Genomic DNA, 17,101 nt, shown 5'->3' with positions numbered 1-17,101 from the left:
GGGGGGCAGGGGGCGGGCGGCGGGCGGCAGGGAGCGGCGGGCGAGGCGTGATCAGCGGTTGCGTGCCTGCTCGGCCTGGGCGTCGCGTCGGACGTCGGCCGCGTCGTCGAGAGTCTGCTGGAGCTTGTCCTCGGCCTTGTCGCTGGCGGTGGTATCGCGCGGCGGGAGCTGGATGACCTCCTCGGCGGGAAGCCCGGCCTGCAGCTCGCGGGCTCGCTCGATCTCGGCGTCCACCTCGGCCCCGAAGAGGAACGCGTTGTTGGTGATCCACAGCCAGAGCAGGAACACGATGACGCCGGCGAGCGAGCCGTACGTGGCGTTGTAGCTACCGAAGTTGGAGACGTAGGTGACAAACGCCGCGGTGGCGACGCCCCACACAAGCAGGGCGACTATCGCCCCGACGGACACCCAGCGGAACTTCGGCTGCTTGACGTTGGGCGCGAACCCGTAGAGAACCGCCAGGATGACGACGACGACGAGGATCAGCACCGGCCACTTGGCGATGCCCCACACCATGACCGCGGTATCGCCCAGCCCGATGAGGTCGCCGACCCAGGCCGCGATCGGCCCACTGACCACCAGGAGCAGGCCCGCCACGCAGATCAGGAGCACCAGCACCGCGGTGAGCACGAGCATCGACGGCTTGAGCTTCCAGAACGGGCGGCCCTCCTCGACTCCGTAGACGCGGTTCATGGCCCGGGCGAACGCACCCACGTAGCCGGAGGCCGACCAGAGTGCACCTGCGAGACCGGTGACCAGTGCCAATCCGGCGGCGGGAGTGTTGACCAGGGAGTCGATCGGGCCGCGGATCGCTGCGAGGGTCTCCTCGGGTGCTGCGCCCTCGAGGAGTTCCATGACCGCGTCGACGGTGGCCGCACCCTGCCCGAAGACGCCGAGCAGGGAGACCACGGCGAGCAGTGCTGGGAAGAGGGACAGCACCGCGAAGTAGGTGAGGCCGGCGGCCAGGTCGGTGCAGCTGTCCCGGGAGAATTCGCCGGCCGCTCTCTTGAGTCCGATCTTCCAGGCGCCCCCCTTGAGGGTGCTCGGAGACTCGGGCTTGCCGGCGTCGGGATCGGTGCCCGGGGCCGGCTTGTCGGTGATGTCGCGATCGCTCATGCGGAGAACCTTTCCATCGACTGAGTATGTCTGCATCCTGACCAGCCTCATCGCGCTGGGGATTACAAACGGGATCTTCTGCGTTACCCTAATTGATGTCACGTCACCAAAGTGATGTATCAACTAGCTACACGACTGATCAACAGAAGGAGAACACAATGAGCTTGTCCAACGCCATCCTCCGCGGAGTCACCGGAGCTTTTGTCCTCAACTCGGGCCTGAGCAAGCTCGGCATGCCCACCGAGGCGGCCCAGGGCCTGCAGGGCTTCGCCGCCACCGGCGTGCCCGCCGTGGCCAAGCTGTCGCCCGATACCTTCGCCAAAGTCATCGCGTACTCCGAGATGGGCATCGGCGCGACCCTGTTGACGCCGTTCGTCCCCAAGAAGATCGCGGGCGCGGCGCTCGGCACGTTCTCCGCGGGCCTGCTGTCGATGTACTTCCGCAACCCCGCCATGACGGAGGCCGACGGCATCCGCCCCAGCCAGGACGGCATCCCCCTGGCCAAGGACTCGTTCATGCTGGCAATCGCCGGCGCGCTGATCACCGACAAGTGACCGACTGAGCGCAGCGCGCGAGCACAGCGCACCAAATCGCAGCGCACCAATCAGTAGTCGAACGGCCCGGCCCCGCGATCGCGGAGCCGGGCCGTCGGCATATCCGACCGTCTGGGTTCAGGCGATACGCATGAGAGGCGGTAGTCCCAGCGACCCCCGCACCACGTCGGTCACCCAGAACTGCAACGCCTCATAAGGTGAACGCGGTCCGACCAGTGTCTCGGCGAACGGCAGCATCCTCGACCTCCTCACATCAGATTCACTCGGGTCATCCTGATTATCGTCAGGGACGCGCAGAGCGTGACAGCGCTCACCCGTCGGCAATGGCGCCGAGGATCGCCTCCGCGAGGTCGGCACGGCATACGACGAGGTCCGGCAGATAGGTGTTGGGCACGTTGTACTCGAGCCTGTCGCCGTTGACCCGTAAAGCCACGAAGCCGCGGGCCAGTGCGACCCCTGCGGGAGCAGCCGAATCCCACTGGTACTGCCCACCGGCATGGATGTACGCGTCGGCCTCCCCGCGCACGACGGCTGCGGTCTTGGCGCCAGCCGAGCCCAGGGGCACGAGATCTCCGCCCACCGCCCTGGCGACAGCCTCCGCGAAGTCCGGGGGGCGGGAGGCGGAGAGGACGATTCTCGGCCGGGAATCCGTCCGCGGCGGCAGTAGCCCTCCCCCGTCCACCCCGCTGTTGCCGACGGGATCGGCGTAGACCTCGTCGTCGTCGGTCCCCAACACCACCCCGAGCGCGGGCAGCGCCACGGCGGAGGCGGTGAGCTGCGAGAGCGCCGGGTCGCCCGAGCGTTCCCAGAGCGCGACGTGCACCGCCCAGTCCGGGCGGTCGCCGAGTCCGAATTCACGGGTGCCGTCCACGGGATCGATGATCCACACCCGGTCGGCGTTGACTCGCGACGGATCGTCTTTCGATTCCTCGGACAGCACCGAGTCCCCGGGCCGCTCGGCAGCGAGCCGCTCCAGCAGAAGAAAGTTGGCGCGATCGTCCCCCCGGTCACCCAACTCCCTACCCGAAGGGCCACTGGAGCGCAGGTCCACGAGCAGTCGCCCGGCTTCTGCTGCGAGATCCATGGCGAGCTGTTGATCCGGACTGCGAGTGGGGGCGGTCATGCGCTCCAGCCTAGGAGATCCGGCGTGGCGCCGTTGAGCGGAAGTGCCGGCAGCGCAAATCGGTCCGCCGGCTTGGACGGGCGATCAGCTTCGGCGTGAACGCCGTCCCCGCCAGCGGCCGTGGACGCCTTCGCGCGAAACCCGTACGGGCTCATCCGGGCAGCGGTGCGCATCGACCGCGACACGAGCCGCCCCGCGTGATGGGAGTAGTCCGCTCCGGGCTCCACAGCGGCTGCATCCCCACGTGGCGCCGTCTTCGGTTTCTTCGACAGTGCATGTGCGCTGGCTGACGTCCTTCATTGCTCTCCTCGGAGCAGTGGCGTGGTCCTCTGACCGCCGCCGATCTAGGAATTCTGTCATAAGTTTTTGCTTCCGCACCCGTGAGTTGCTTAACAGTTCGCAGACCGGTCGGCACGCACCCCAGACGCAGGCGCCCGTCTCGATGAACTCCGGCGCACGCATCGGCGGTGGCGGGAGTTCATCGAGACGGGCGTCTGTGGAATCGAACGACCGAGCGGCGGGCTCGGGCGCGTACTGACTGCAGCGTGTCGCGCCCCGTCAGCTCACCCGGGACGCCCCCGTGCGCTCAACGGACCCGCCCAGATGCGCCGAGTAGCGACGCACCAGCAGCCGCCACACCAGCGGCCCGACCCCGACGAGCGCCAGCGCGATCACCGCGATCAGCAGCGGCGGGGCGCCGAGCATCGACGCGGCGGTCACGGCCAACACGATCGTGATCCCGCGCCGGATGAGCCCCTGCGGGAGCCTGCCGGCGAATTTCGAGCCGATGAACGTTCCGATCGCGCCGCCCACGAGGAGCGGCAGCAGCAGATCCCAGTCCACGCCGGTCACCATCACGTGGCCGATCGCGGCGGCGATCACCAGCGGGACCGCCTGCACCAGGTCCGTGCCCACCAGCCGCAGCGCCGACAGGGTGGGGTACAGCAGCATGATGCACATCATGATCACGGTCCCGGAGCCCACGGAGGTGATGCCCACCATGAGCCCGCCCAGGATGCCCACGAGCAGCGTGATGAGCGGCTTGACCTGCGGATTGGGATCGTCACCGGTGCGGATCCTGCCGGACATCTCGAAGAACGCCCGCAGGAAATAGGCGGTCGACGCCACGACGAGCGTCGCGCCGATGGCCTTCTTGAGGATCCCCTGCACGTCCTCGGCGCCGATCGCGTGGATGATCCACGAGCCCAGGAAGGCCGTGGGCACCGAACCGATCACCAGCCAGAACGCGATCCGCAGATTGGGCTTTCCACTGCGCCAGTGCACTCCGGCGCCGATGATCTTGTTGACCGCGTTGACCACCAGGTCATTGGCCACGGCAACGGTGGGCGGGATCCCCACGAGGATGAGCGCGGGCGTCATCAACGCACCGCCGCCCATCCCCGTGAGGCCTATCACCACACCGATCGCGAGGCTCACGACCAGCAGGATCAGCGAGTCGCCCGTGAGCAGTGCCTCGGGCACCGGCTCAGATCCCGAGGAGGGTGCTGACGATCCGCTGCGCGACCTCTTCTGCGGTGCCGTCCTCGGGACGGATGTGCAGATCGGGGGTCAGCGGCGGCTCGTATGGCGCGGAGACGCCGGTGAACTCCGGGATCTCGCCGGCGCGGGCCTTGGCGTAGAGGCCCTTGGGGTCGCGGGCCTCGCATTCGGCCAACGGGGTGTCCACAAAGACCTCGGTGAACGGCAGGTCCGCCTTGGTGTGGACGGCGCGCGCCGCGTCGCGGTCGGCGCGCATGGGCGAGATGAGGGAACAGACGACGACGACGCCGGCGTCCGCGAACAGGGCTGCGACCTCCGCGGTGCGGCGGATGTTCTCGGCCCGGTCCTCGGCGGAGAAGCCCAGGTCGGCGTTGAGGCCGTGGCGGAGGTTGTCGCCGTCGAGGATGTAGGCGGGGTGCCCGGACTCGATGAGCAGTCGCTCGACCTCGGACGCGATGGTCGACTTGCCCGAGCCGGATAGACCGGTCAGCCACAGGGTGCGGCCCTGGCCGCGGTCGCCCCGCTGGACGGCCCCGGCGTGCCAGACCACGTTCGATCCGCTGGTGGCGGGGCCGATGATCATGCCCGCGCCCACCGTGTTGCCGGTGAGCTCGTCCACCACGATGAACGCCCCGGTGTCGCGGTTCCGGTTGTACGGGTCGTACATCAGCGGCGTCTGCGTACGCAGTCCGATGCGGCCGATCTCGTTGAGTTCGAGTTCGGTGGCGCCCAGATCGCGGTGCAGGGTGTTCACGTCAAGGCGGTAGTCCAGCCCCGTCACCACGGCCTTGGTGTCGCGGGTGGTGTGCTTGACGAGGTACCGCTTGCCGGTGGTCAGGGTGGCCTCGTCGGCAAACCAGCAGACCATGGCCTCGAGCTCGGTGCCCTGGTGGGGGCGGTTGCCCGGACGCGCGATCATCTCGCCGCGGACGATGTCGATCTCGTCGTTCAGCGCGATCGTGACGGCCGCGGGTGCGGCTGCCTCGTCCAGCTCCGCTCCGCCCGGGCCCCAGATCGCCTTGACCGTGGACTGCCGACCGGACGGCATGACCACCACGTCGTCGCCGGTCTTGATGATGCCCCCGGCGATGGTCCCGGCGAACGAGCGGTGGTCCAGTCCGTCGGAGCGCTGGGGCCGGATCACGTACTGGACCGGAAACCGGACGTCGGTCAGGTTGCGGTCCGAGGCGATGTGGACGTTCTCGAGGTGGTCGAGCAGGGACGGGCCGGTGTACCAGGGCATCGTGTCCGTGCGATCGACTACGTTGTCGCCCTTGAGCGCCGACAGCGGGACAAAGGTGACATCGTGGACCTCGAGCTTGGCGGCGAAGTCGGTGAACTCGCTGCGGATGGCCTCGTAGGTGGCCTCGTCGTAGTCGACCAGGTCCATCTTGTTTACGGCCACCACCAGGCGCGGAATGCCAAGCAGGCCGGACAGGAACGCGTGGCGACGCGTCTGCTCGAGCACACCCTTGCGGGCGTCGACGAGAATGATCGCCACGTCAGCTGTAGAGGCGCCGGTGACCATGTTGCGCGTGTACTGCACGTGGCCCGGGGTGTCGGCGATGATGAACTTGCGTCGCGGGGTCGAGAAGTAGCGGTAGGCCACGTCGATCGTGATGCCCTGCTCGCGCTCGGACCGCAGCCCGTCGGTGAGCAGCGCGAGGTCGGTGTATTCGTCGCCGCGCTTGGACGAGGTGGCCTCGATGGAGGCGAGCTGGTCCTCGAAGATGCCCTTCGAGTCGAACAGCAGGCGACCGATGAGGGTGGACTTGCCGTCGTCGACGGATCCGGCGGTGGCGATGCGCAGCAGCTGCGCCTGCTCCGACATGGTGTGGCCCGCGTCGGTCAGGTGGCCCTGCTCGGCCACGGCCGACTGGGTCTCGGTGGTCGGGGTGCTCATCAGAAGTAGCCCTCCTTCTTGCGGTCTTCCATGCCGGCTTCGGAGATGCGGTCGTCGGCGCGGGTGGCGCCGCGCTCGGTGACGCGGGTGCCGGCGACCTCAGCCACGACCGCGGCGTTGTCGGCGGCGTCGGATTCCACGCAACCGGTGCAGGTGGCGTCTCCGACGGTGCGGAAGCGGACCAGCTCGGTGCGGGCCTCTTCGCCTGGGAGGGTCTCAAGGAAACGGGTGTTGGCCAGAAGCATGCCGTCCCGCTCGATCACCTCGCGCTCGTGTGCGTAGTAGATCGGCGGGAGGTCGATGTCCTCACGCTCGATGTACTGCCAGATGTCCAGCTCGGTCCAGTTGGAGAGCGGGAACACGCGGATGTGCTCGCCCTTGCGGTGCTTGCCGTTGTAGAGCTTCCACAGTTCCGGGCGTTGCGCGCGGGGGTCCCAGGCACCGAAGCCGTCGCGGAAGGAGAAGACGCGCTCCTTGGCGCGGGCCTTCTCCTCGTCGCGGCGTGCGCCACCGAATACGGCGTCGAAGCGGTTCTCCTGGATGCCGCGCAGCAGGGCTGCCGTCTGGAGGCGGTTACGGCTGGTGCCGGGCCCGGTTTCCTCGACCACGCGGCCGGCGTCGATATCGTCCTGGACGTAGGAGACCAGCAACTGGACGCCGGTCTCGGAGACCACGCGGTCGCGGTATTCGATGACCTCGTCAAAGTTGTGCCCGGTGTCGACGTGCATGAGCGGGAACGGCATCGGTGCGGGCCAGAAAGCCTTGCGGGCGAGATGGAACATCACCACGGAGTCCTTGCCGCCGGAGAACAGCATCCCCGGATGTTCGAACTGCGCGGCTACCTCGCGGAAGATGTGAACGGACTCCGCCTCGAGCGCGTCGAGATGCGAGAGCGTCACCGCCGACCTCGTCGTCATGCGACCTCCATTGTCGTGGGCTCGGCCGGGATGTCGACCGAGCGAGGGCAGACAGATCTGTCTGCCCGGGGCGTCTCGTTCATCGTGCGCTCGGGCGGCCCGCATTGCACGCCGGGGGGCCGGATTAATCGCGCGAATTCGGATTGACGACATACGATGTCGACTATGCGACACGAACCCACTTCCCGGGTGCTGGCAGTGATCGAAGCCCTCGCCACCGACGGCCCTCCCCTGCCGCTGACGGAGATTGCCCGGAAGGTCGACGCCAGTCGCTCGACCCTGCACGCGGTTCTCACCGGAATGCAGGCCGAGGGGTGGGCCGAGAGAGTCGATGGCGGGTGGCGCGCGGGTCCACGCCTGCGACAGGTGGGCGCATCCCTCGCTGCCGAGGTGGACCTGGTCCGCGCCGCCCGCCAGCCGCTGGAGGACCTGGTCGACTCCACCGGCATCGCCGCCGTGGTCTTTGAGATACGCGACGGCATGGCCGAGGTCGTGGACTCCGTGGGAGCCGGAATGCGCACCGCGTCCCGCGAGGTGATGCCGGTCGGCCATGTGGTCCCCCTCCGGGCGCCCTTCGCGCGTGAGCTGGCCGCCCGCTTCCCCATGGCCGAGCAGCGCCACTGGTTCGCCGAATCGGCGGGCCTGACCACGGCCGCCCGCGAGCGGCTGGAATTCGTGCTGCCGCAGATCGCTCGGCGCGGCTGGTCGATCGAGCGGCTCACCCCGGCTCGGCGCGAACTGCTGAGGATGGCCGACTCGTTGGAAGCCTCCGGGGTCGGGAGCCTCGTCCGGGATCGCGTGTCGGAGCTGTTCGTGGAGCTGTCCGAGATCGACGTGACCGACTCAGAGCTCACTACGGTCGCCGACCTTGCCGTCGCCTCGGTGGCCGCACCCATTCTGCGCGCTGACGGCCGGGCCGTGGGCTCCGTGGCGGTGGCACCCGGTCGGCGCATGACCGGACGCGCCGTGGTCCGAGCTGTGGAGGCCGTGACCGGGTGTGCGGACGCCGTCTCGGCTCGCCTGGCCTCGAGGCCTGGTTTCGGCCGGGCGTCCGACCTCCCGGCGCACCTGGTTCATCCGGCGCACGCGTCCCGCGCGCAGTGACCGAACTCCTGGCAACCCCGACGGCGAGTATGGTGTAGATCACACCCCTCGTATACTCGGAGGTGCCCTTTGCGCCAGATCGTCCGCACCACCACCACCGCGCCCGACTCAGGACAACTGGGTCAGGCGTGGCGCCGCTCGACCCTGTGCGGTCTCACCCCACAGAACGCGCGACCCGGCGCCCCCGACCCACACGCCACGCGGTCCCGTCGACTCGCCGAAGCCGCCCGGCCCGTGATGGACGGGGTGGACGCCGTGCTGAGGGACACCGGTGCGATGCTCCTCCTGGCCGACCGGGAGGGTCGAGTCATCCGCACGGTGCGCGACGATGCCCGGATCTCTCGGATGCTGCTCCGCCGTGGGGTCGACGACGGCGTGACCCTCACCGAGGACGCGGTGGGCAACAACGGCATCGGCACAGCGCTCGAGACCCGCGCCGGCGTGTTCATCCGGGGCGAGGAGCACTTCGCGGAGATGCTGCGCGACTTCAGTTGCTACGGCCACCCGATCGTCGACCCGCTCACCCGCCGCCTTGTCGGAGCGCTCGACCTGACGGGGATGAACGCGGATGCCTCGCGCCTGTTCGCGCCATTTGTCCGCAAGATCGTGGCGGACATCGAGGCCCGCTACGTGGACACCGCCCGCGCCGACGACCGGGAACTCTGGCACCGCTTTCTCGAACGCACCCGTGGATCCGACGTCGCGACCTGTGCGTTCGGCGACGAGGTGGTGTTGGCCTCGCATGCCAGCCTCGAGCGGTTGGCCTCGCACGACATCGCCACGCTGCGGCGCCTCGTCGAGCGGGACCAACTCCCCGACGCGGTGGAACTCTCCGTAGGGACTGTGGGAGTGCTGTCGAGCCGGGTCGGGCGTCGCGGTCACCTGTTGGACTTGTCGTTCCCCGACCTCGAGCCTCCCGCGGACGCCCCGCGACGGCGCCGTAGCAACGCCAGCAGGAAGCCCCCTGCGACCGCCGCGCGCCGGGACACCGTACGGGTCACCTCAGGTGCGCACGCGGTGGTGGGGCCCTCGGGATCGGGGAGAACGACGACGGCGAGGGCGATCGCCGGCCCGGATGCAGAGCATGTCCGGCTGGCGGAAGCGGATAGTGCAACCCAGGCCTGGCGCGAGATGGTGGTGCCCGCGCTGCGCTCTCGCCGAGACCGGGGCGGCCCGGACGAGTTGGCCGGACCGGCAGGCGGCGAGGGCAGACAATCGCTCGTCCTGGACGACATCGACCTCCTCGCCGACGCGGATCTGCGCCGCCTGGCATCGCGACTCGATGCGGCGGACTGCGGCGTCGTCGTCGTCACCAGTCGCGACGACCCACGACCCGCGGTGACGGAGGCGCTGGACGCCTGCAGCGCTCGCACCACCGTGCGCCCCCTGCACGAGCGGGGCACGGAGAGCGGCGAGATCGTGCGCGAGATGGTCGCTCACCTGGCCTCTGCCCGCGGGATGGCCGAACCGACGCTCACTGCGAGGTTCGTGGACGCCGCCTGTGCGCTCGACCTCCCCAACGGGCTCGTGTCACTGCGTTCGATCCTCGCCGAATGCCTGGGCCAGCCCGGGAAGTCAGGCGCACCCGCACCAGCGCAACTGGACCTGGACGCGCTGCCCACGCGCGCCCGCAGCAGCAGGCCGCCGCGGTCTGGCGAGCTCGCGCGCGGGGAATACGACGCGATCGTCGCCGCCCTGGCCAGCTGCGACGGCGTGCGCTCCCGCGCGGCCCGGCGATTGGGAATCAGCCGCACCACCCTCTACGCCCGCATGCGCGAGTTCGGCCTGTCCTGACGGTGTCCAGAATCTGAACACTCCACTGCCCCGCAATTCCTCCATAGTGAGTTGTGACCGTCCTCACATCGAGGCGGTCGGAACTTCGGAGGTAGACGATGACCGGCACACTCAACCGCACCAGCGCCCCCACCGCCCACGAGCGACTCAGCGCCGAGGCCCGCGAATTCCTCGCCCGCCCGCACCAACTCCTGATCGACGGCCAGTGGGTCGACGCCGCAGACGGCCGCACCTTCGGTACCTACGACCCGGCCACCGGCGAGGAGATCACCCAGGTCGCCCACGGCGGGCCGGAGGACGTGAACCGCGCGGTCGCCGCCGCCCGTCGCGCGTTCGACGACGGTGGCTGGGCCACCATGAAGCCCAACCAGCGCGAGCAGATCCTGTGGCGCATCGGCGACCTGCTGGACGCCAAGGCAGAGCTGCTCGGCCAGATCGAGGCACTCGACAACGGCAAGTCCGCGGGAATCGCGACCGCCGTCGACGTGGCCTGGGCGGCCGACGTGTTCCGCTACTACGCCGGCTGGTGCACCAAGATCGAGGGTACGACCGTCAACGTGTCCATGCCGTTCGCCGGCGACAAGCAGTTCCACGCCTACACCCAGCGCGTCCCGGTGGGCGTGTGCGGTCAGATCATCCCCTGGAACTTCCCGCTGCTCATGGCCTCGTGGAAGCTCGCCCCCGCACTGGCCACCGGCAACACGCTGATCCTCAAGCCCGCCGAGCAGACACCGCTCACCGCCCTCATCCTGGGCGAGATCTGTGGCGAGGCCGGCGTACCGGACGGCGTGGTGAACATCATCACCGGTTTCGGTGACGCCGGTGCCACGCTCTCCGGGCACGACGACGTGGACAAGGTCGCCTTCACCGGCTCCACCGAGGTCGGAAAGAAGATCGTCGAGGCCGCGCAGGGCAACCTTAAAAAGGTCTCCCTCGAGCTGGGTGGCAAGAGCGCCAACATCGTCTTTGCCGACTGCGACTGGGACGCCGCTGTGGCCGGATCCGTGGCCGCATGGATGTTCAACCACGGCCAGGCCTGCACCGCCGGTACGCGCCTGTACGTGGAGGACTCCATCTACGAGGAGTTCACCCAGGCCGTGGCCGACGCCGCTTCCCAGGCCACCATCGGGCACGGACTCGACCCCGCCACCGAACTCGGACCGCTGGTCGACCAGGACCAGTTCGACAAGGTCTCCTACTACCTGCGCGCGGGCATCGAGGACGGCGGACGCGCACTGACCGGCGGCGCACGCCACGGCGACGTGGGGTACTTCGTTCAGCCCACCGTCTTTGTGGACGTCAAGCCCGACCACCGGGTGGTGACCGACGAGATCTTTGGCCCCGTCGTCTCCGCGCTGCGGTTCACCGACCTCGACGACGCGGTCCGCCAGGCAAACGACTCGATGTACGGACTGGCCGCCGGCGTCTGGACCACGGACATCTCCAAGGCCCACCAGGTGGCCAGCCGTCTGCAGGCCGGATCCGTGTGGGTCAACCAGTACAACGGCTTCGACACCGCCATGCCGTTCGGCGGCTTCAAGCAGTCCGGCTGGGGACGCGAGCTCGGCAAGGGCGCACTGGATCTCTACACCCAGACCCGCTCGGTCAACATCCAGCTCTGAGTCAGCACCCCTCCTGACCTAACTCCGTCCGCCCCCTCCCGAAAGGACCCCTGTGAAGACCAAGGCAGCAGTACTGTTCGATGTCCATCAGCCATTCGAGATCATCGAACTCGACCTCGACGATCCCGGCCCCAACGAGGTGCTGATCAAGTACACGGCCGCCGGCCTGTGCCACTCCGACCTGCACTTGTCAGACGGCTCACTACCGCCGCGCTTCCCGATTGTCGGAGGGCACGAGGGCGCCGGCGTGATCGAAGCGGTCGGGGTCGGCGTGACCAAGGTCAAGCCCGGTGACCACGTGGTCTGCTCGTTCATCCCCAACTGCGGGACTTGCCGCTATTGCTCGACCGGCCGGCAGAGCCTGTGCGATATGGGCGCGACGATTCTCGACGGCCACATGCCCGACGGGACCTTCCGGTTCCACTCGGGCGGCAAGGACTTCGGAGCCATGTGCATGCTGGGCACATTCTCCGAACGCTCGGTGATCTCCCAGCACTCCGTGGTCAAGGTCGACGACTGGCTGCCGCTGGACAAGGCCGTACTGGTGGGCTGCGGGGTCCCGTCCGGCTGGGGTACCTCGGTCTACGCGGGCGGAGTCCGACAGGGCGACACCGTGGTGATCTACGGAATCGGCGGCCTCGGGATCAACGCGGTCCAGGGCGCCGTCCACTCGGGCGCCCGGCACGTCGTGGTGGTGGACCCGGTGCAGTTCAAGCGCGACGAGGCACTGAAGTTCGGTGCCACCCACGCGTTCGCTGACGCCGCCGAAGCCCACGCCGAGGTGGAGAAGCTGACCTGGGGGCAAATGGCCGACCAGGCTCTCATCCTGGTGGGCACCCTCGAGGAGCAGGTCGTCTCGAGCGCCTACGACGTGATCGGCAAGGGCGGCACGGTGGTCATCACCGGCCTCGGCAGCATGACCGACAAGACCGTGCAGATCAACGGGACCACCATGGCCCTGTTCGGCAAGACGATCAAGGGCTCACTGTTCGGCTCGGCCAACCCGCAGTACGACATCGTCAAACTGCTGCGACTCTACGACGAGGGCAAGCTCAAGCTCGACGAGTTGATCACCACCACCTACACCCTGGAGACCCTCAACCAGGGCTACCAGGACCTGAAGGACGGAAAAATCATGCGGGGAGTCCTCATCCACGACTCCTGACCCGCCCCCCACGAACTCGCCCTCCCGGTCGTTGAACATCACGGCCGGGAGGGCGACACCAATTTGGCAGGCGCTCCGCCGGGCTCAGGGCGTGGGCGCGCCACCGGTGACGGAGAGCGTGTTTCCTGTCGTATAGGACGACTCCTCCGACGCCAAGTACACGTAGGCACCCGCCATCTCAGCCGGCTGGCCAGGACGACCGAGCGGGTTCTTCTGCCCGAAGTACGGCAGCTTCTCCGGCTTCTGCCCACCAGTCACCTGCAGGGCCGTCCAGAATGGGCCCGGAGCCACAGCGTTGACGCGAATCCCGCGCGGGGCGAGCTGCTGGGCCAGCGCTTTGGACATCGTGTTGACCGCCGCGCGTGAAGTCGCGTAATCCACAAGTCCCGGCGACGGGGTGTAGGCCTGAACCGACGACGTGAAGATGACGCTCGCGCCCGGCTCGAGGTGGGCCAACGCCTCCTGCATCATCCAGAACGGTGCCGAGATGTTGACGTTCATCGTCTCGGCCCACTGCTCGGACGACAGGTCTTCTAGGTTCTCGACATATGTCTGACGCCCCGCGTTGAGCACCAGCACATCCAGCCCGCCGAGCCCCGAGACCGCGTCGCGAACGACGCCCCGAGCCGTGTCCTCATCTCCCACGTCGCCCGGCAGCAGGATGCAGGTCCGTCCGGCCTCGCGGACGAGTTCGGCCACCTCGTCGGCGTCGGATTGCTCGGACGGCAGATATCCGATCGCCACGTCGGCTCCCTCGCGGGCGTAGGCGATCGCCACCGCCCGCCCGATACCGGAGTCCCCGCCGGTGATCAGCGCGCGCCGGCCCGCAAGTCGACCGTGTCCGACCCACGAGCGTTCGCCGTGGTCGGCGGGCGGCGTGAGTCCGGAGGCGAGCCCCGGAGCGGGCTGTGATTGGAGCGGAATGTCAACGGGGTACTTGCTCACCGGGTCCATGTGCGGGCCTCCTCGTCGTCGTCATCGGGTTCTTCGACCGTACGCGGTCGCCGAGCTGACTGGAGACGTCGCCGAACCGGGTCGTTGCCGGGGGCCACAACCGCGACCGGATGCGTGCGCGGGATCGGTTTGCCAGACTGCGCTCGGAAGCGAAATCCGACGAATTAAGGAGCACTCATGCCCCGTTACCGCGTGATCGATCCCGAGCAGAACGTGATCGACGAGAAGGAATTTGCTGACGACACCAAGGCCTACGACTGGTTTAAAACGGTGGAGGTCCCCGACGATGCGCTCGGCTACGCCATGGAGGTCGACATGGACGGCGAGTGGACGCGCTTCGAGATCAACGACGGCGGCACGAACGCCGCGGACTAGTACTGACGGGCCGGGTTGGCCGGGAAGTCGCCGGCCTTCGGCAGGAGCGACTGGATAGGACTGTCGAGTTCTCGCCCCAGCCAGACAGCCGTGTCGGACAGGGCCGAGATGGACAGATCCGTGTGCTGGATGCCCGAGGCGCGGAGCGCGTAAACCAGGTCCTCGGTTCCGATGTTGCCGGTAGCGGCGGGGGCGAACGGACAGCCGCCGAACCCACCGACCGCGGAATCGAGGACCACGGTCCCCACCCGGTCGAGTTCCGCCGCGGCGAGAGCGTTGGCGTAGCCGGTGTTGCGCGTGTTGTGGAAGTGGAAGCGCAGTCGCCGGCTACCCAGTAGCGGGCGTACGAGATCCGCTAATTCCGTGACCTGCCGCGGCACGCCCAACCCGATGGTGTCGGCAAAGGCGATCTCGTCGATATCCATTTCGAGTACCGGATCCAGGACCCGCGCCACATCCTGCACTGCGACCCCTCCCGAGAAGGGGCAGCCAAAGGCCACTGCGAGAGTCACCGAGACGCCCTTACCGGCCGCGCGCGCCACCGCGATGCTCTCTTCGCACTCGGCTACCAACTCGGCACTGGTCCGTCTCTGATTGCGCTGCGCGAAGTCGTCGGTGACGGGAATGACAAAGTTGATCTCCGAGATCCGCGTCTCGACCGCGCGGTGGGCACCCCGGGTATTGAGAACGAGCCCCTGGTAGGACACCCCCTCGACATCCGGGAGACCGTCCATGACCTTCTCCGCGTCCGCCATCTGCGGAACAGCGGTGGGATGGACAAAACTCACCGCCTCGATCCGCCTGGCGCCCGCGGCAACAAGTCGGTTGATCAGTTCGACGCGGGTGTCGATGGGCAGGGTGCGCTTCTCGTTCTGCAGGCCATCCCGGGGGCCGACCTCGAGTACTTCGACGGAGTTCACTTCCGTCCCTCCTGTGGTCAATAAGAAGCTGCTCGATGACACCCGGGCCCTTCCGGAGAAGTCCACTGCGGTCAGCTGGAGTGGCTCTCTGCCAGCTTCTCAAGTGTCTTGGTGATGCCGGCGACGTTCCGGCTGGCCAGCCCACTGAGTTCCTGGAAGCGACCGATCTTGGACGTGGTGCCGTTGTAGCTCTCGGTCACCTCGGTGGAGTTGTCTGTGACGGGGACGAACTCCCAGCGCCACTTGTGCCCAAGGGGGTGCTGCCATTCAACGATCTTGCGCTCGGCGTGGTCCTCGTGGGCGGTCACCGTGCACGTCATCCGGTACGGGAAGCCGAACATCCGCATGTTGGTGGTGAATTTGGCGCCCTTTGACAGCGCGTCCGGGCCCTTGACGTTATTGCGGACGGTTCCCGAGCCATCGAGTTGGCCGTGCTTATGCGGATCATTGACGAGTGCAAAGAGTTCGTCCGCCGGAGCGTTGACGGTGACCCGTCGGGCGATTACGCCGGGGCCGCGATCGAGGGTGGTGACGGCTGCCATGAGCAGTCCTTCCTGGAACAGTCAGGCTCGGTTTGGTCCGAGCCGGTCCTCCCCACGGTACGACCATCGTCGGTTGTCCGGAACCGCATCGACCATGGACACTGCGGCGGGAGCGGCGTCGCAGGACTGGCCGCCACCTCACTACTGTGGCTGGCATGCGTGTCGGGCTGGTCTCTGAACTTTCCCCGGTGGATCGACCATGCGCAGTAGTGACGGCGGGATCGACGATCACCGCGCGCGCCGCGCCCGCCGCGCCCACCGCGCCCGCCGCGCCCGCCGCGAAGAGGATTTCGTGCAATCGCTCTCGGTCGACGCAATCGATCTACTCTTGGCGGCGGAAAGAGTCGGCGGTGGAGGCGGGTATGGCGGGCCTTGGCGGCGGTGGAGGGTCTGTCGGCGGCGAAGGTGACGGATCGGCGGAGCCGAGGTTGTCTGGACGGGGACCGCGGGACGGCTAATCGAGCGTCGGGGCGGGTGCGCGTGGGTACGGTTGCCAAGCATGACCCCTCTATCGCACTCCTCAGGCCCCGCGCAGCCGCTGCAGGTGGCCGTGATCGGCGCCGGCGCCATCGGCGGCGCGGTGATCGATGCCCTCGAGAAAGGCGCAATCTCCGGCGCCGGGCTCACTGCCGTGCTGCGCTCCCGCAGCACGGAACAGGAGATCATTGACGCTATCGAGGGGGCTGACGTGGTGGTCGAGGCCAGCAGCGTGGAGGCTGCTGAGGAGTACATCCCACGTGTAACCGCCTCAGGTAAAGACATCATTGTGTGCTCGTGCGGCGTATTCGCGAGACGGGAGGACCCCCGCGATCTCGTCTCGCGCGTGCCGGACGCCGGCCGTGCGCTCGTGCCGGCCGGCGCAGTCGGAGGACTCGACGTGCTGTCGGCGGCAGCGCGTGCAGGGACCGACGACGCGCACCTTCGCCACTACACCATCAAGGGCCCAGCTGCCCTCGACGTGGAAGAGCACCTCGCAGAGCCGCGCGAGGTGTTCCGGGGATCGGCTCGCGAGGCCGCGCTCGAATTCCCGTTGACGTCCAACGCCTCGGTCGCACTCGCGCTCGCCACCATCGGCTTGGATCGAACCGAGGTCATCGTGATCGCCGATCCGCAGGTGCAGCGCACCCGTCACGTCGTTGAGTGGGAGTCGCCGATGGGAAGCTATGAGCTGCAGTTCGAGAACTCCCTGGACCCGGACTCCGGCGGTCGCACGTCGGCGATCACAGCATGGTCAGTAGCGGAGGTCCTCGATTCCCTCGTGATGGGCGCCGGGCCCGGTGTGGTTGTTCTCGCTGGGGACACGGGGAAAGCCTGACGCGTCTGAGACCAGATAGAGGCTAGGACGCTTCCAGAAGTTCGGGTGCCGTCAGCGGAGTCGGTCGGGCGGCAGAACGGCAGCGTGTCCCCCGCCAGGTGCGCTGGATCTGTGACTCCCGCTGCCTCTCTGGTCCAGATCCGCAGCACAACCCACGATCGGGCGTACATACCGGCATCGCAGGTCACCGGGCCAGC

15 protein-coding genes are annotated in these 17,101 nt (G+C 68.0%); 7 read left to right on the top strand and 8 right to left on the bottom strand.

Annotation, left to right across the window (positions count from 1 at the left end; all coding sequences use genetic code 11):
- Positions 1-51: 51 nt before the first annotated feature.
- Positions 52-1,116 (bottom strand): YihY/virulence factor BrkB family protein, encoded by a 1,065-nt coding sequence (locus ON04_RS07870; protein WP_010541057.1) that lies wholly within the window; start codon positions 1,114-1,116, stop codon positions 52-54.
- Between the two features lie 158 nt (positions 1,117-1,274).
- Here ON04_RS07870 and ON04_RS07865 point away from each other — a divergent pair, with 158 nt between their 5' ends.
- The gene (locus ON04_RS07865) at positions 1,275-1,670 is read left to right on the top strand and encodes a hypothetical protein (protein ID WP_010541056.1); all 396 of its coding nucleotides are present in this window, start codon (positions 1,275-1,277) and stop codon (positions 1,668-1,670) included.
- A gap of 310 nt (positions 1,671-1,980) precedes the next feature.
- Here ON04_RS07865 and ON04_RS07860 read toward each other — a convergent pair whose 3' ends face one another.
- From ON04_RS07860 to cysD, 4 genes are all read right to left on the bottom strand, one after another.
- Complete coding sequence (locus tag ON04_RS07860) at positions 1,981-2,793, bottom strand: 3'(2'),5'-bisphosphate nucleotidase CysQ (protein ID WP_010541055.1); 813 nt, start codon at positions 2,791-2,793, stop codon at positions 1,981-1,983.
- 558 nt (positions 2,794-3,351) lie between these two features.
- Positions 3,352-4,275 (bottom strand): sulfite exporter TauE/SafE family protein, encoded by a 924-nt coding sequence (locus tag ON04_RS07850; RefSeq protein WP_010541053.1) that lies wholly within the window; start codon positions 4,273-4,275, stop codon positions 3,352-3,354.
- A 4-nt stretch (positions 4,276-4,279) separates the two neighbouring features.
- Positions 4,280-6,196: a sulfate adenylyltransferase subunit CysN gene (gene cysN, locus ON04_RS07845; protein WP_050815298.1), complete on the bottom strand. Its 1,917-nt coding sequence runs from the start codon at positions 6,194-6,196 to the stop codon at positions 4,280-4,282.
- Complete coding sequence (gene cysD / locus ON04_RS07840) at positions 6,196-7,113, bottom strand: sulfate adenylyltransferase subunit CysD (protein WP_010541051.1); 918 nt, start codon at positions 7,111-7,113, stop codon at positions 6,196-6,198. The genes cysN and cysD overlap by 1 nt, the downstream gene beginning before the upstream one ends.
- A 165-nt stretch (positions 7,114-7,278) precedes the next feature.
- On the opposite strand from cysD, the gene ON04_RS07835 reads away from it, so the two are divergent.
- The 4 genes from ON04_RS07835 (at position 7,279) to ON04_RS07820 (ending at position 12,798) form a co-directional block, all read left to right on the top strand.
- The gene (locus ON04_RS07835; protein WP_010541050.1) at positions 7,279-8,217 is read left to right on the top strand and encodes an IclR family transcriptional regulator; all 939 of its coding nucleotides are present in this window, start codon (positions 7,279-7,281) and stop codon (positions 8,215-8,217) included.
- A 69-nt stretch (positions 8,218-8,286) separates the two neighbouring features.
- Positions 8,287-10,011, top strand: a complete 1,725-nt coding sequence (locus tag ON04_RS07830) for a helix-turn-helix domain-containing protein (RefSeq protein WP_010541049.1) — start codon at positions 8,287-8,289, stop codon at positions 10,009-10,011.
- 98 nt (positions 10,012-10,109) lie between these two features.
- The gene (locus ON04_RS07825) at positions 10,110-11,633 is read left to right on the top strand and encodes an aldehyde dehydrogenase family protein (protein ID WP_010541048.1); all 1,524 of its coding nucleotides are present in this window, start codon (positions 10,110-10,112) and stop codon (positions 11,631-11,633) included.
- Positions 11,634-11,685: 52 nt separating this feature from the next.
- Positions 11,686-12,798, top strand: a complete 1,113-nt coding sequence (locus ON04_RS07820; protein WP_010541047.1) for an NDMA-dependent alcohol dehydrogenase — start codon at positions 11,686-11,688, stop codon at positions 12,796-12,798.
- An 84-nt stretch (positions 12,799-12,882) separates the two neighbouring features.
- Here ON04_RS07820 and ON04_RS07815 read toward each other — a convergent pair whose 3' ends face one another.
- Entirely contained in the window at positions 12,883-13,752 is an 870-nt protein-coding gene (locus ON04_RS07815; protein WP_010541046.1) for an SDR family oxidoreductase, read from the bottom strand.
- Between the two features lie 177 nt (positions 13,753-13,929).
- On the opposite strand from ON04_RS07815, the gene ON04_RS07810 reads away from it, so the two are divergent.
- The gene (locus ON04_RS07810) at positions 13,930-14,127 is read left to right on the top strand and encodes a hypothetical protein (protein ID WP_010541045.1); all 198 of its coding nucleotides are present in this window, start codon (positions 13,930-13,932) and stop codon (positions 14,125-14,127) included.
- Here the strand turns inward: ON04_RS07810 and ON04_RS07805 are convergent.
- Entirely contained in the window at positions 14,124-15,047 is a 924-nt protein-coding gene (locus ON04_RS07805) for a hydroxymethylglutaryl-CoA lyase (RefSeq protein WP_010541044.1), read from the bottom strand. The two genes, ON04_RS07810 and ON04_RS07805, sit on opposite strands and share 4 nt — an antisense overlap.
- A 71-nt stretch (positions 15,048-15,118) precedes the next feature.
- A complete protein-coding gene (locus ON04_RS07800) occupies positions 15,119-15,589 on the bottom strand; it encodes an SRPBCC family protein (RefSeq protein ID WP_010541043.1) in 471 nt (156 codons plus the stop codon).
- A 499-nt stretch (positions 15,590-16,088) separates the two neighbouring features.
- Between ON04_RS07800 and ON04_RS07795 the strand changes: the two genes are divergently transcribed.
- Positions 16,089-16,904, top strand: a complete 816-nt coding sequence (locus ON04_RS07795) for an aspartate dehydrogenase domain-containing protein (RefSeq protein ID WP_010541042.1) — start codon at positions 16,089-16,091, stop codon at positions 16,902-16,904.
- Positions 16,905-17,101: the final 197 nt, after the last annotated feature.

This window comes from Dietzia alimentaria 72, from assembly GCF_000226215.1.
In the GTDB taxonomy this organism is placed as follows: domain Bacteria; phylum Actinomycetota; class Actinomycetes; order Mycobacteriales; family Mycobacteriaceae; genus Dietzia; species Dietzia alimentaria.
This window is presented reverse-complemented; position numbering and strand designations above follow the sequence as displayed.

What these genes read in the sequence shown, in the direction of transcription:
- ON04_RS07835 (WP_010541050.1), top strand. Translation starts at nt 7,279, where the DNA reads ATGCGACACGAACCCACTTCCCGGGTGCTGGCAGTGATCGAAGCCCTC.
- ON04_RS07825 (WP_010541048.1), top strand. Translation starts at nt 10,110, where the DNA reads ATGACCGGCACACTCAACCGCACCAGCGCCCCCACCGCCCACGAGCGA.
- ON04_RS07860 (WP_010541055.1), bottom strand. Translation starts at nt 2,793, where the DNA reads ATGACCGCCCCCACTCGCAGTCCGGATCAACAGCTCGCCATGGATCTC.
- ON04_RS07795 (WP_010541042.1), top strand. Translation starts at nt 16,089, where the DNA reads ATGACCCCTCTATCGCACTCCTCAGGCCCCGCGCAGCCGCTGCAGGTG.
- ON04_RS07800 (WP_010541043.1), bottom strand. Translation starts at nt 15,589, where the DNA reads ATGGCAGCCGTCACCACCCTCGATCGCGGCCCCGGCGTAATCGCCCGA.
- ON04_RS07870 (WP_010541057.1), bottom strand. Translation starts at nt 1,116, where the DNA reads ATGAGCGATCGCGACATCACCGACAAGCCGGCCCCGGGCACCGATCCC.
- ON04_RS07810 (WP_010541045.1), top strand. Translation starts at nt 13,930, where the DNA reads ATGCCCCGTTACCGCGTGATCGATCCCGAGCAGAACGTGATCGACGAG.
- ON04_RS07815 (WP_010541046.1), bottom strand. Translation starts at nt 13,752, where the DNA reads ATGGACCCGGTGAGCAAGTACCCCGTTGACATTCCGCTCCAATCACAG.
- cysD (WP_010541051.1), bottom strand. Translation starts at nt 7,113, where the DNA reads ATGACGACGAGGTCGGCGGTGACGCTCTCGCATCTCGACGCGCTCGAG.
- cysN (WP_050815298.1), bottom strand. Translation starts at nt 6,196, where the DNA reads ATGAGCACCCCGACCACCGAGACCCAGTCGGCCGTGGCCGAGCAGGGC.
- ON04_RS07865 (WP_010541056.1), top strand. Translation starts at nt 1,275, where the DNA reads ATGAGCTTGTCCAACGCCATCCTCCGCGGAGTCACCGGAGCTTTTGTC.